Source organism: Litchfieldia alkalitelluris (assembly GCF_002153425.1).
GTDB lineage: Bacteria > Bacillota > Bacilli > Bacillales > Salisediminibacteriaceae > Evansella > Evansella alkalicola.
Genome location: NZ_KZ119600.1, coordinates 1,839,499 through 1,853,178, shown reverse-complemented (window position 1 = coordinate 1,853,178; position 13,680 = coordinate 1,839,499). Strand labels below are relative to the sequence as shown.

The following is a 13,680-nucleotide window of genomic DNA, read 5'->3' as shown; positions in this document are numbered from 1 at the left end:
GGGTATAATTAAAATGACTATGGATAAAGTTGTTTTACCATAGTAAGAAGCATTGTCATTGTCTTAATTTAGTACATAATAGAAGGTATAAAGGGGGAGCAATAAATGGTATTAGGTATCATAACACTACTTATTTCCATCTTAGCAGCTGTTGGTCTTTTCAGAGAACTAAAAAAGAAAAACTTTTTTGCAGTGGGGTTTGCATTTATAACAGTAGCTGTGTTCGGATGGTTCTCTGTAATGACGATTTGGAAGATTATATTTCCAGACGAGGAAGCAGCACTATTACAAGTACTCAATACGATTGTCCTTTAAGAAAAAGGAACGGAAATTTTCCGTTCCTTTTTTTCTATTCTTCCCCTAACTTACTCTGCACTGCGTTCAGCTTCCCTTGCATGGTACTAGCTTTATCCCTTCTGTCGTCGATTCTCACATTAGTAGCAACACGATGACAGCCATGTTTAAACGGAACTTCATGTATTTCCTTCAATATATCAAAGAGAACAGATATTTCCCCTTCAATAATCGTACTCATTGGTGTTAACTCATATTTAATTTCCTTATCAGTTGTTTTTAACAGCTGATGAATTTCAGCTACAACTGGAGAAACGCTCGTATTCCCTGTTCCAATTGGTATTACAGTTACGTCAGCAATTGCCATACTCTTACTCTCCTTTTTAGGTTTATTAAAGCGAACTTTCGCCGGAAATTCTTTTAATGCTAGTCGCCGATAGGAACGAATCGCCGTGTTTAAATGGACCTTTTCCGGTTCAAGGGTGGTTACATATTGTTGTAACCAATAAGAACCTGCTAAAATCAAGCGGTGTACAACAGTCAGTTTCGTTCTGTTTATCCAATAGGTCAATAGAGGCCACATCATTACAGATAAATAAGTAGCAAGCTCTAGACTAGGGAGCAATGAACCATTTTGCAAGATCAGTATTGGAATAAATAATAAAATAACAGAAACAAAAAATACTAAAATACTGTTAGTGGAGCAATAACGATTCGTGATCGCCGCTTCCTCTATTTCTTTCCGCTTTGCTATAGATACAATCCCTCTATAACTAAATACCTTATGTTCTGCCCCATGATATTTTCTCATTTCCCTCGGAAACCAAAAATGTGTTCCATAAAAAAAATAAATAATCGTAAACGCTGGTAAACCTGATAAGGGGACAGTAAAGCCAACAGCGGTTAAAAGGGACGGACCTACAATAGCTAATATCCAACCGAAGAAAAAGAGATAAAACCATAATGGCATGGAAAAGAGAAGAAGCTTTACTACTTCTAGTAATACCTTTGGCTTCAATGGTTTTAACCATGTTTTTTCCACCCCATTATCATTGTAGCTACAGGACACATACCTTTTACCAACAAAGAAAATCCCCTTTTGAAACGATAGCCCCCTTACCAAATATACCAAGTCCCTTCTTATGGAAGTGGTATTGTGCGCTGAATCATCCAATACGCTTCCCCGTAATCATCAATTACTGCACTGATGTCATCTCCAGCCGCTAAATCAAATGGTGTATCAAACCAAGTGTGATAATACCTTACTCCAACATGAGCAGCTGATTGATCAAGCTCTTGTAAAAACATCGTGATATTTCCACTTGCCCCAAAGATTGCTTCCTCTTCTACTTTACTAGGAAACGTAAATGCTACACCACTCTCTGTCAAAACCTTATCTTCAGTATCGTAAATAGGATTACCAGATTGTGTTAGTGTTAGTTTTCCTGTCTCCCAGTCCACTTCTTGAATAGGAGTCATTTCCTCTGTATATACGATTATTTCCATGAAGTCGTTCCCTACAATATTATCTTCTGGAACGTCTGTCCATCGCCAAGTAAGGTCAATCTCAACACCTTCGTTTACTGCTTCTGCCTCAAGATCTAAAAGTACATGACTTTCTAGTTCTTCATTCGTGATTACTGGCGTTTGGTTGATCGTATAAAAGCCAAATGCAAATAACAAGATCATGACTGATAATGGTATTAAAAACACAATGACGTTTTGCTTCATTTATTACACAACTCTTTTCAATAGATTATTAAATTCATTTTTCACAGGCTTACATAGAACTAGAACTACGACGTCATGCAACCCCCGCTTTGTTTTTTTGTTACTGTACTTCGTTTTCCATCTTCTTTAAACTTGTTTTTCCTAACCAAGCAGCACCGATTACACCGGCATCGTTACCTAATGTAGCAATGCGTATCGCTGTTTCTTTTGCAATCTTCGGAATAGCGTATTTCTTAAATTCAGCCTCAAGCTTGTCCACTAAAAATGTCCCTGCTTTAGAAACGCCGCCGCCAATGACGATCGTTTCAGGATTTAGTGTATTTGAAAGGTTTGCAAGTGCAAGTCCTAAGTGATGGGCAAAGGTATCCACGACACTTATCCCTATGTCATCTCCAGCCTTCGCTGCATCGAGTACATCCCTTGCAGATATACTTTCCCTTTCATCAAGCTTCTTCTTTAGGAGACCTTCTGGAGACTGCGTTACTGCTTCCAACCCTAGGCGGGCAATTCCCGTTGCTGAGGCCACAGTTTCCAGACAACCCTTTTTCCCACAGTTGCATGGGGCTCCCCCCTCTACTACTGATGCTATGTGGCCAATTTCTCCAGCCATGCCATTTTGTCCATGTATAATTTCTCCACCTGCAATGACGCCACCACCAACACCTGTTCCTAACGTAACACAAACAAGGTTTGTCGCACCATTTCCTGCACCTTTCCACATCTCACCTACGGAAGCTAAATTGGCATCATTATCTACAAAAGTAGGAACTCCCATTAATTCTTCCATTTGTTTTTTTAAACCAAAGTTCTTCCAACCAAGATTAACCGCTTCAAATATCATTCCATTTTCCACATCAATAAAACCAGGTGCCCCCACGCCTATAGAAAGAACGGAAGACTTATGTATTTGCGATTCCTCTAATTTTTCTTGAACAGACTTTACAATGTCAGGTACTATATTTTTTCCCGAATCGGATTTATCCGTTGGTATCTCCCATTTTGTTATGATATTTCCACCCATATCAATGAAAGCTTGCTTCACGGTTGTACCACCAATGTCTATACCGACTAGTATTTTTTCAGTCATCTTTATCTACCTCTTTTTATTTTTGTTATCTTCTATTGTATCATTCTATTGTAATACTGCATGGATAGTTTGTGAAAAATTTATTGCCTTCTTTTTAATTCAATTTGCCTTTCTTTCATTAATAAAAGGCGAGCATCACGATAAAATAACTCTTCCACCATTCCTAAGCGAAAGAGTTCCTTTACTTCTTCTTCCATTAGCTCAATATCTCCAAGTCTATCTCCAGAATAAATAAAGCTCCCATAATTTTTTAAGTACTGCTGAAGTTCAAAAAAAGTCATTCCATTCACCTGTTCTTTCAATCCGTTTCCATCTATTATATCAATTTTATCAGTCCAAGGAAGACAAATAAAACTAAAGGTAGATAGATAAATACCGGAGTTCCCCTAAACATAGACTTTAAGTTGGCCATTGCGAACGCTCCAACTAACAGCATTCCTCCAAATGCAGGGAGTAGGAGTAGTAAAAACCAGGAAGATAGACCGATATTAGCAAAGTCAATTCCTATCAATAAAAAGAAACCAGCTAAAAGAGCCCAATGTATCCAACCACGGTAGGAGAAGTAACCATATGATGGATGGAATTGTCTGAAAAAGAAGTAAGCAATTCCAATACAGAATAATACAATGACTATCTTTGTAAATAATAATGGAAGCCAACTAAATAGCGCTCCCCCAAGCAGTACTCCAATGAAAAACGAACCAAAACATAATGCAATTAGTATAATAAAGAAGAATGGTAGCGTATACCATACCTTCACAGCAATTAACGTTCCTACAGCCAAGCCTGCAAGTGCAATAAAAAAGAAAACAGAGAAAAATGTTGCCATCTTCAGCCCCCCTTACTATCCACTTTATGAAGATAAAATAGGATTAGGACAAGAAAATGACAAGCACCTTTTTTTCCTATTGATGTTGAGATTCACATATACATTAAAAATTGATATACTATCTCCATTGAGTAGATAGCATGAGCACATCTAAGAAACGAGGTATTATTATGTCTAAAAATAAATTAGAGGAAATTATACAGCACGGAATATACGGAAAACCTGAATTGTTGCCTGAAGAAAGAAAATTATTTTTAGGAACAATATCAGAACGTGTGTACCTTGCTTTAACAAATAATCAAGTAAGAAAAAGAGGTATATACTCAGAAGCTGAAACTGTTATGAAACAAAACAAAGATGTACATATGTATATTAATGGAAGTCTGAGCTATCCTAGTTATTCAAACTATGTACAGGCAGCTAACAAATCTTCCGTTCCATTCACAATTGTAAACGATAACCGTGAATCTCCACTTGGTGTAGTTTTAGCTGCATCTAAAGCACTTGATAAGCAAGGAGATCTTTTTATAGAAGACGACGACTTTGATATGTAAAAATAAAATACAGAAAAAGCATCCAGCGGTCGTAACGAGCGTTGGACATTGGAAAAGGGGTACTGCATTTGGAATAATAGCAGTACCCCTTTTTTGTATACCCTCATTCATCATCGATCTGGATCAACTGGATGAATCGCTCTTGGACGCCGATTCTTTAATGGCATTGGAGCCCTTAACAGCACATCCCTTAATCCACGGAAATTAAACGGCAGGAATGGCCAAAAATATGGTGTTTCCAGCGACCTCATTGTTGATAGTAAGAAAATTAACAGCAGTGTACCTACCATATAGCCAGGCACATGGAATATAGACACGATTATAAGTAATAATATGCGGATAATCCTATTCGCAAGACTCATCTCATAGCTTGGTGTAGCAAAGGACCCAACAGCTGCGATTGCTAAATATAAAACAACTTCATGAGAGAATAGACCAACCTCAATGGCAACTTCCCCTATCAGGATAGCAGCTACAAGTCCAAGTGCCGTAGCCAAAGCTGACGGTGTATGAATGGCTGCCATTCTCAGCATCTCAATCCCTGCTTCCGCCAAAATAAATTGAGCTACGAGTGGCACTTGTCCAACCTCGTTAGGACCGATATAAGATAGCTCATTCGGAAGCATATCGGGATTTACAGCAAATAAATACCATAAGGGTAATAAAAATATTGACGCCCATACTGCTGCGAACCTCACCAACCTCAATGTAGCCCCAACGATTGGTTTTTGACGATACTCCTCAGCATGCTGTAAATGGTGCCAAAACGTAGTCGGTAATACAATTACACTTGGTGAACCATCGACAAGTATTAATACATGCCCTTCGAATAAATGGGAGGAGGCTACGTCAGGACGCTCTGTATAGCGAACTAGGGGATATGGGTTATAATGCTGTCCAAATAAATACTCTTCTAATGTTTTATCTCCCATTGGTAAGCCGTCAGTGTCTATTTTATCTAATTTATCTTTCAAATAAATGACGATATCTGGATCAGCTATATCATCAATATAGGTGATACAGATATCAGATTGAGAGCGACGTCCAATCTTAATATACTCATGCCTAAGCGTCCGGTCTCTCACCCTTCTACGAATTAAACCGGCATTAAAAACTAGGGTTTCAACAAATCCATCCTTTGATCCCCGAATGACTTGTTCCGTGTCAGGCTCTTCTGGCCCACGCACAGGGTATTCACGAGTATCAACTAATATAATTTCATCAAAGCCTTCAACAACAAAAGCCGCTTGACCAGCTAAAACTTGATCTATTACCACTTCTAAATCAGTTGTTGTTTCAATTTCAATAAATGGGATTCTTGCCTTTGTTAGCCTGTCAATGATGGTTCCCTTGACTTTATCTTTCTGAAAGGAAATAAGTTCTCTTTGTATTTGCGTGATAGCCTCGTCTTTTGCAAAAGCATCGACAGCAAATAGCCCCATTTTCACTTCATCATATTCCAAGTCTATGTAAATGAGATCAAAGCTCTTATCAACTGCTAATTCTTTTTTCAGATAAGCTATATTTGTAGCTAAATCTGTTGATGCAGGCTTCTTCACATTATCAGTCACTACGATCCCCCCTATCTCTATTTCTATTGTTCACGATTTTAGGGAAACCATTCAGTAAGTAAAAAAAGAAAAAGCATAACCAAGGGTAGGTTGTCATATAACGTAATAGATACGCTTGTCTCTGAAAGGAGTGAAAGAGCTTTGTTTCGACAGAAAAAACGATTAATAGGAATCATCATATTTTCTTTTATTTTTTCCATCGCAATCTATTCTTTTACACCTTGGTTTTCTTCCTCGAAAATGAGTGAGACGTTCCTGTACTTTCCAGAGGATGATCAACTATCTTTTACAAAATTTGAAACCAATATTAACCTCATGGAGATTAAGGACGAAAATGAATACTTCTTATCTTGGGAATTTGAATCACAAACTGACAAACCTGTTTATCTAAGACATGATGTCTCTCTATTTTTTGAAAACGGGAGGCTTGCAGATCTAGGAATAGTAAAAAATCAAGAGGTGGATCACCTTCTAGGTGACGGGATTTTTCATGGAGATGATAGTGGGAGACACGAGGCTATTACATATCATTATGCAGAGGTGCACTATTCTGATGATATTATTAGAAGCAAGAAAAAAATGAGCTCTGACATTTTATATGTAGTTGACTCCGCCCTTTCTCCATTACAGACGTTTAAAGAGCCGGCTAGTTCCATGGAACGGAAAAATAAAGAACTGCTGGATTCTATCATTGACCAGCAGCTCGACTATGTGTGGGAAGGACTAATGGAGGAATACAACATTAATCCAGACAATTACAACCAAATTCCATTTAACAAACTTGTTAAATATACTTCTGAACCATTACCTAATTTTTCTGAAGAGGAGTCCTCAAAAATTATTAGCAGGCTTTGGGAAGGATTATATCGTCACTATATTTTAGGAATCAACACTTTTACGGATAAAGACTATGACCCTATTGGTAATTCTCTACCTTTAATTTTGCTGCATAAAGATGGTACTCATTTAATCATTGTTTATGAAACTGCTGACAAAACACCGCAGCAATTACTGCAGCAAATACCTTCAGAAAAGGAATGAATGGCGGGACATAACTACTGATATTGTAATTTTCTAATCTATATAATTCCTGAGTTCTTGTTCTAGCTCCATATATTTTTCGTGGTCAGGCTGTAGTTCTATAGCTTTTTGTAGATATTGATATGCATCTTCAAATTGATCTTTCTGGATATATACAAGCGTAAGGTTATAGTAAGCATCTGAAAACTCTGGGTCACGTTCAATCGTTGTCAAATAACTTTGTTCTGCCATATCATACTCTTCCACATGGTGTTGCGTATACCCTAACAAGAAGTATGAATTGGTAACAATATCTTCTTCAATATCTATTTGCTCTGAAGAGGTTATAATTTTTTCGAAATATTCCCTAGCCTCTTCTTCCTTATCATTTTCTATTAACTCATAACCTAGCTGAAAATATACATTGTAGGATTGCCCTGTCTCTTCTTGAGAATATCCATATTGTAATAGCCCCAAAACGCCAGCAACAGCAACAAAGAAAAATACTACCTGCTGTAACCCGAGCTTATGCTTCGGTAAGCTCACAATTGCAGAAGCTAAAAAGCCCCCCACTAAGCCTCCCATATGTGCCCCATTATCCACCATAGGTACAGTCAAACCAAACACTAAATTGATAAGTAAGATAACAATTACATTCATACCCATCGTGCGGAAAAAAAGTCGTGGGTGTTTTACACCAAAAAACAACAACGCCCCAAAGCATCCAAATATGGCACCACTCGCCCCAGCTGAAACATGTTCGTTAAAAGCAAAGCTGGCAACTGAGCCAACGAAACCTGCTAAAAAGTAAATAAAGAAAAAACGAGCACTACCATATATCCGCTCCACAGCGCCCCCCAGATAAAAGAGAGCCAAGGAATTCATTAACAGATGAAATATACCAATATGAAGGAACATGGCACTAAAGAAGCGCCACCACTCTCCTTCTAGTATAAAGGGATTGAATTTTGCCCCAAATCGAATCAGCGTTTCCGAACTTGTTGAGGAACCATTCATCTCTACAAAAAGAAAAATTGCGATTATAATACCTAAAAAGATGTTTGTTAAAATCGGCTTCCCATAAAGAAATAAATTTCTGTCCTTCTCCACTTGTTCCTCTGATGCTTTTTGAACAGAGAAACGTAATGTGCGAATAACACCTTCTTCATCATCAACCTGCTCTAGTGGGAGAAACGCAGGCATCTCATTTAGTTTCCACTCTGTTGCTAATGGGAAGAATTTCTCCTGTAAATGATTGGCATCTAGAAGGATCGTACGCTGATGATTTTTTCCACCAGATGTTAGTGGGAGTGGACGATCTAGAAGTTCTTCATAGCTATCAACAGGAGTGAATTGGGATAATATTAAATTAACGACATTGGCTGATCTCAATTTGAGTTGCTTACGTACTTGCTTCCCCTTTTCATACGTATTTTTTATATCACTTCTTAATTCATTGCTCCAATCAAAGTCCCGTTGCACAAACCGAATTAATTGATCTTGTTCAAGGCGGTCATCCTCGAGCCAAACCTCTCTTCCAGTTTTACTGAAATGAACAACTCGCATTCCTTCCCGACAAACAAGATGGTAAACAATTTCCCAGTATCTTAATCGTATCGTTAAACTGTCCATGGAGACCCCCTTAATCTTTGTATTTCCTCTCAAGTAGTTCTTTCACTTCCACTAACTCGTGACATTCTGCAAATGGAGAATGGTCCGTCGTCCTCTTTGCCCCACGTGTATTCAAAAATACAGCTTGCCACCCTGCATCTATAGGTCCTACCACATCATGTTCCCACGAATCACCAATATATAGGAAGTCCTGTGAAGAAAGCTCCAATCTATTTTCAGCGATCTTAAATATATGTATATTTGGTTTTTCATACCCGACATTGCCGGAGATAATGATATATTCCTCTGGTATCCATTTGTCAGCACCAATATGGGCAATCTTACCGAACTGCGTGCCTTTCTTTCCATTACTTACAATACCAAGCTTAACACCCTGCTTCTTTAAAAAAGAAAATAAGTCCTGTAATCCTGGGTATGGTTCACAATATTTAGCCACTACTTGATAATATAAATCATGGAACTGATCAGCTAGTTCATCACCGAAAGGTAGCCCTAATTCTTTCATTGTTTCATTAAAACGCTTCCGTTGATATTCCCTTCTTGAGAGCTTTTTCTTTTCAAGCCAACTCCAATATAAATCACAATTGCTTTTGAACACTGAGAAGAACTCATCAAATGAAACCGTCCGAACAGAAATGGAGCTAAAGCAATAGTGAATAGCCCTTTCAAAAGCCATTTCATGATCGAACAGCGTGTTATCTAAGTCAAAGCAAACACCTTTCCAAGTCAAAACAAGTCACCTCATTTGATCTATTCCTATTATAACAAGGGGAGTATTAATTTACGATGAATTACTGCACCATAAAGAAAAATCCCGAAGGAATCGGGATTTTAGCGTAACATTTGATACATCATTTTTTCTCTTACACCAGGTATTCTCATAACCAGTGCCACTGATAAGGTACGCAACCATTTGTTTGATAAAAAAGTGTTGAGTAAACGAAACCTATTCTTCATTAAACCCCTAACACTAAGGATTATGGCGATAATGAATAACAGTCGCTGCATGACAACTCCTCCTTTATCTTTAGGATGGTTAAAAATACGTATCTTATACTTCGAAGATCGGTTTCATTGCTTCCTTCAATACATTTGCAGAATGATGCAGTTTCTCCATTTCCGAATCATCCAAATCAATTTCAATCACTCGGTCCACACCATTTTTACAAACAACAGCTGGAACACCGATGTATAAATCATCTAGACCGTACTCACCCTTTAACAAGGTGGATACCGTTAAGATAGAGCTCTCGTTTCTTAATATGGCTTTCGTGAGGCGAACTAAGCCCATCGCAATAGCATAGTGCGTGGCCCCTTTACGCTCAATGATATGGTAAGCAGCGTCACGTACATTAACGAAGATCTCATCTAGATCCTCCTGCTTCCCGTCAGGCTTGTACTTCTCCATATAACGCTTTATATGCTCAGATCCAATCCGCGTTTGACTCCAGACAGGTAACTCTGTGTCACCATGCTCCCCCATGATATAACCATGAATATTCCGAACATCAATATCAAAATACTGTCCTAATAAGAAACGAAATCGTGCTGTATCCAGGATTGTTCCTGATCCAATCACGCGCTCCATTGGAAGACCGGAGTATTTCCAAGTAGCATGCGCTAAAATATCAACTGGATTTGTAGCTACGATAAAGATACCTTTAAATCCACTATCCATGACATGACCTACAATGCTTTTAAAAATTTTTGCATTTTTTTCAATGAGATCAAGGCGCGTTTCACCAGGCTTCTGGTTCGCTCCAGCTGTAATCACGACAATATCAGCATCTTTACAGTCTGAATAGTCACCAGCCCATATCTTTGTTGGATAACCAAAAGGTATACCATGATTTAAGTCCATGGCGTCCCCTTCTGTTTTCTCCTTGTTTAAATCAATTAAAACCATCTCATCAGTAACATTCTGATTGATTAATGAAAATGCATAGCTTGATCCAACAAAACCTGTACCAATTACAACAACTCTTGTCGTTTTGTTTCCATATTCCACACGCAATTCCCCCTTACTAATAATAATTCCCCTGTAAAACCGATGTATTCGATGAATTAATCGGAAAGATTAGCTAACGTTTTAACATCTGTAACAACTGTCTGTACTGGAATGTCATGAGACTCCACTGGTAATTCCTTTGAGAGCTGAAAGTCATAGCACAAAGAACAAGTATGAAAGTACGTACCAAACTTATTTAGGAAACGGTCATAGTATCCTCCACCATATCCTACGCGATACCCCTTTTGGTCAAAAATTAATCCAGGCACGATTAACAAGGAAATTTCTTCAGGCATCAATTCTGTAGACCTTTCTACTTGAGGCTCTTTTAACCCATAAAAACTTTCCTCTAAATCATCCAAGGACGTAATTTTGTAAAAAATAAGTTGTTTTTCATTAGGAAAGCATTTCGGCACTGCTACATCTTTTCCCTCGGCCCAAGCCCGCTCCATAATTTCATAAGTATCAATTTCATTACCAACTGATACAGTAACTCCTATTACCTCCGCCTCTTTCCAAGCTGATAAAAGGAAAAGATGTTGCTGTATCTTTTTTGTCTTCAATCTCTTTTCTTCCTCTGATAATGACGACAATGTCTCTTTAACTTGCTGTCGCAATTGCTTCTTATCCAAAGTGTCTCCCTCCTTCCCTGAGGGCTATATACAGGTTAGTAGCTACTAACGTCATTTTAGCATATGTTACCAATTTTGCTATAAAAAATTTAGTTGATTATTTCTAATACCATATAAAGATGGGGGGAGCTATTTAAAAGGTACGAGGTAGAATTCGCGGGTTAGGAGCGACGCGCGTGCGTGGGCTGTGTCTGAGTTGATGCAAAGGGAACTATTTCGTGGTGTTAGCTAGTGCCCGGAGATCGTGTGTGGACTGTGCTACGGGAACTATTTCAGCGTGTTAGTGCCCGGAGTTCATGCGTGGACTGTGCTACGGGAACTATTTCTTGCTGATAGTGCTCGGAGTTCATGCGTGGACTGTGCTACGGGAACTATTTCTTGCTGATAGTGCTCGGAGTTCATGCGTGGACTGTGCTACGGGAACTATTTCAGCGTGTTAGTGCCCGAAGCTCATGCGTGGACTGCGCTACGCGAACTATTCCTTGCTGTTAGTGCTTCGAGTTCATGCGTGGACTGTGCTACGGGAACTATTTCAGCGTGTTAGTGCCCGAAACAATGTTTAATCCTCCCAAAGGGAATTTAAACCTCATTTATTTTACCGAACACTGCTCCAACCCTCTCAAAGGGAAAATAAGCCACCTTTTTATTGAACCACCCCCCCACCCCTTTTTTCCACAATAAAAAGCGACTTGAATTTCGTCCGTAAAAGGCTGAAATTCAAGTCGCTCTTATTAATGCATTATTTTGTCTCACGGTGCAATGTGTGACGACCTAATCTTGGGCTGTATTTTTTAAGCTCAAGACGTTCTGGGTTTTCACGTTTATTTTTAGTAGTGATATAGTTGCGATCACCAGTTTCAGTACAAGCTAATGTAATTTTTACGCGCATTGTTCTCCCTCCAAATCTGTAAACTAATCATACTTTAAAATAATAGCAAAAAATAGAGGGACATTCAAGAAAAAGAATATTCTGTTTTTAAAAACTTTAATAAGAGAATGAACCTTTGCCCAGTAAACCTTGATATTGTGTATGAAGGTCTTCAATTTCTTGAAGCTTATTACTGTCAAATTCCCATTCATATATAAAGCTAGATGCATTCTCTCCTAGCTTCATTAAAAACTCAAGTCCCCACCCATTACTATTTTTTGTTAAAGGTTGAAAGTTTAATGGTGTTCCATCGCTCCACTCATTCACATCAACCTTTACAGTACTATAATACATGGCTTCAAGGATATTTCCAGTACCACCAAATAAGCTGTAGCTATTCCCATCATAACTAATTAAAGCTTCCCTAGAAGGAGAATAATATACGAGTGGATTGGTGCTACTATCCTCTACCTTGTACTTTACTAACATGTTTACATCTATTTCTGCATCTGTCATATTTTGAATGACTAATTTATTCAATGATTTCCCTTCTGCTTTAACAGGTAAATTTATCCACTTCCAACTGATAATCGGCTCTTGACCTTCATGAAAATGTTCAAACTTCCCAGGATTTAATAATGTCACTACACGATTGTTCACTTTTAATACGTACTCTTTTTTATATTTAACGGACTCTTTTGGAATTACCGACATTTTTATACCTCCTTGTAATAATAAATCTCGTCCATAAGCTTGTCTTCTTTTTATAGGTAAAGGATACATTTTTCCTCTAACACCAGTTGTAGGAAATAATTGATGTATTTTTATCTTACCTACTTATGAACACTTCAACAAGAAGGTATTTTTGTCACTATATGTCACACCTACAATCCATGAGGTCGAGAAGCAGAAAAAAATATTAAATGACAGTTTTGAGCATGTAATTTATGGATTTTCAAACAAAAAACACCTGGTATAATGCAAATAATGTCGTAATAATGGCGCTGTGTCTATACTAAGCGAAACTACCTCGGACTTTCGACACCTTTCGTGAATTTAGATTTTATGATATAACTATGATAGATTTTGTAATTTTGGAGGGGAAATACGAATGGGTTGGATCATTTTTATATCATTTAGTATTTCAGCACTTTTATTTATCCTGTCTTTTATCCAAAAGGATCGATCAAAAGAGCTTGAAAAACAAGTAGAGAACTTATCTATACAATTAATGCAGGAAATGTATCAAGTTAAACAAAAAATGAAGGTCATTGAAGAAGAGTTTGTTATCTCTTCTAATGAGACCACTACTTCTCCTAGCACCTTAACGAGAGATGATATACTCTCTATGTATGAGGAAGGTTATTCCATTAACGATATCGCTTCCATGACAAACCGTCATGAAGATGATATTGACAGCATACTTGCAAACACAGCAGAAGGGATGAAATAAC

17 protein-coding genes and 1 pseudogene are annotated in these 13,680 nt (G+C 38.0%); 4 read left to right on the top strand and 14 right to left on the bottom strand.

Features of this window, described 5'->3' with window-relative positions; all coding sequences use genetic code 11:
- Positions 1–105: 105 nt before the first annotated feature.
- Positions 106–315 (top strand): DUF2759 domain-containing protein, encoded by a 210-nt coding sequence (locus tag BW724_RS08700; protein WP_088074856.1) that lies wholly within the window; start codon positions 106–108, stop codon positions 313–315.
- Between the two features lie 34 nt (positions 316–349).
- On the opposite strand, the gene BW724_RS24055 is transcribed toward BW724_RS08700, so the two are convergent.
- From BW724_RS24055 to BW724_RS08675, 6 genes and pseudogenes are all read right to left on the bottom strand, one after another.
- Positions 350–661, bottom strand: a complete 312-nt coding sequence (locus BW724_RS24055) for an MTH1187 family thiamine-binding protein (RefSeq protein WP_235849068.1) — start codon at positions 659–661, stop codon at positions 350–352.
- A gap of 72 nt (positions 662–733) precedes the next feature.
- A pseudogene (locus tag BW724_RS24050) lies at positions 734–1,417 on the bottom strand (DUF1385 domain-containing protein); the annotation flags it as partial.
- A 17-nt stretch (positions 1,418–1,434) separates the two neighbouring features.
- Positions 1,435–2,025: a hypothetical protein gene (locus BW724_RS08690; protein ID WP_088074854.1), complete on the bottom strand. Its 591-nt coding sequence runs from the start codon at positions 2,023–2,025 to the stop codon at positions 1,435–1,437.
- Positions 2,026–2,125: 100 nt separating this feature from the next.
- Positions 2,126–3,112 carry an ROK family glucokinase gene (locus BW724_RS08685; protein WP_088074853.1) on the bottom strand — a complete coding sequence of 329 codons (987 nt, stop codon included), beginning with the start codon at positions 3,110–3,112 and terminating at the stop codon, positions 2,126–2,128.
- An 80-nt stretch (positions 3,113–3,192) separates the two neighbouring features.
- Positions 3,193–3,414, bottom strand: a complete 222-nt coding sequence (locus BW724_RS08680; protein WP_235848930.1) for a YqgQ family protein — start codon at positions 3,412–3,414, stop codon at positions 3,193–3,195.
- 14 nt (positions 3,415–3,428) lie between these two features.
- Positions 3,429–3,941, bottom strand: coding sequence for a hypothetical protein (locus BW724_RS08675; RefSeq protein WP_088074851.1), 513 nt, complete (start codon positions 3,939–3,941; stop codon positions 3,429–3,431).
- 170 nt (positions 3,942–4,111) lie between these two features.
- Between BW724_RS08675 and BW724_RS08670 the strand changes: the two genes are divergently transcribed.
- Positions 4,112–4,495 carry a YueI family protein gene (locus tag BW724_RS08670; protein WP_176371350.1) on the top strand — a complete coding sequence of 128 codons (384 nt, stop codon included), beginning with the start codon at positions 4,112–4,114 and terminating at the stop codon, positions 4,493–4,495.
- Between the two features lie 110 nt (positions 4,496–4,605).
- Here BW724_RS08670 and BW724_RS08665 read toward each other — a convergent pair whose 3' ends face one another.
- Positions 4,606–6,066 (bottom strand): spore germination protein, encoded by a 1,461-nt coding sequence (locus BW724_RS08665; RefSeq protein WP_088074849.1) that lies wholly within the window; start codon positions 6,064–6,066, stop codon positions 4,606–4,608.
- A gap of 141 nt (positions 6,067–6,207) precedes the next feature.
- Here BW724_RS08665 and BW724_RS08660 point away from each other — a divergent pair, with 141 nt between their 5' ends.
- Entirely contained in the window at positions 6,208–7,107 is a 900-nt protein-coding gene (locus BW724_RS08660) for a hypothetical protein (protein WP_088074848.1), read from the top strand.
- Positions 7,108–7,140: 33 nt separating this feature from the next.
- Here the strand turns inward: BW724_RS08660 and BW724_RS08655 are convergent, their stop codons facing one another.
- The 7 genes from BW724_RS08655 to BW724_RS08630 form a co-directional block, all read right to left on the bottom strand.
- Positions 7,141–8,718 carry a rhomboid family intramembrane serine protease gene (locus BW724_RS08655; protein WP_088074847.1) on the bottom strand — a complete coding sequence of 526 codons (1,578 nt, stop codon included), beginning with the start codon at positions 8,716–8,718 and terminating at the stop codon, positions 7,141–7,143.
- A 10-nt stretch (positions 8,719–8,728) separates the two neighbouring features.
- Complete coding sequence (locus tag BW724_RS08650) at positions 8,729–9,448, bottom strand: HAD family hydrolase (protein ID WP_088074846.1); 720 nt, start codon at positions 9,446–9,448, stop codon at positions 8,729–8,731.
- Positions 9,449–9,549: 101 nt separating this feature from the next.
- Positions 9,550–9,726, bottom strand: a complete 177-nt coding sequence (locus BW724_RS23560) for a hypothetical protein (RefSeq protein WP_176371349.1) — start codon at positions 9,724–9,726, stop codon at positions 9,550–9,552.
- A 43-nt stretch (positions 9,727–9,769) separates the two neighbouring features.
- Entirely contained in the window at positions 9,770–10,726 is a 957-nt protein-coding gene (locus BW724_RS08645; protein ID WP_088074845.1) for an L-lactate dehydrogenase, read from the bottom strand.
- 56 nt (positions 10,727–10,782) lie between these two features.
- Entirely contained in the window at positions 10,783–11,358 is a 576-nt protein-coding gene (locus tag BW724_RS08640; protein WP_088074844.1) for a 5-formyltetrahydrofolate cyclo-ligase, read from the bottom strand.
- A 739-nt stretch (positions 11,359–12,097) separates the two neighbouring features.
- Positions 12,098–12,247 (bottom strand): 50S ribosomal protein L33, encoded by a 150-nt coding sequence (gene rpmG, locus BW724_RS08635; RefSeq protein WP_088074843.1) that lies wholly within the window; start codon positions 12,245–12,247, stop codon positions 12,098–12,100.
- Positions 12,248–12,343: 96 nt separating this feature from the next.
- The gene (locus tag BW724_RS08630; RefSeq protein ID WP_088074842.1) at positions 12,344–12,940 is read right to left on the bottom strand and encodes a hypothetical protein; all 597 of its coding nucleotides are present in this window, start codon (positions 12,938–12,940) and stop codon (positions 12,344–12,346) included.
- A gap of 397 nt (positions 12,941–13,337) precedes the next feature.
- Here BW724_RS08630 and BW724_RS08625 point away from each other — a divergent pair, with 397 nt between their 5' ends.
- On the top strand, positions 13,338–13,679 hold the full coding sequence (locus BW724_RS08625) for a hypothetical protein (protein ID WP_088074841.1): 342 nt from the start codon (positions 13,338–13,340) through the stop codon (positions 13,677–13,679).
- Position 13,680 lies beyond the last annotated feature (1 nt).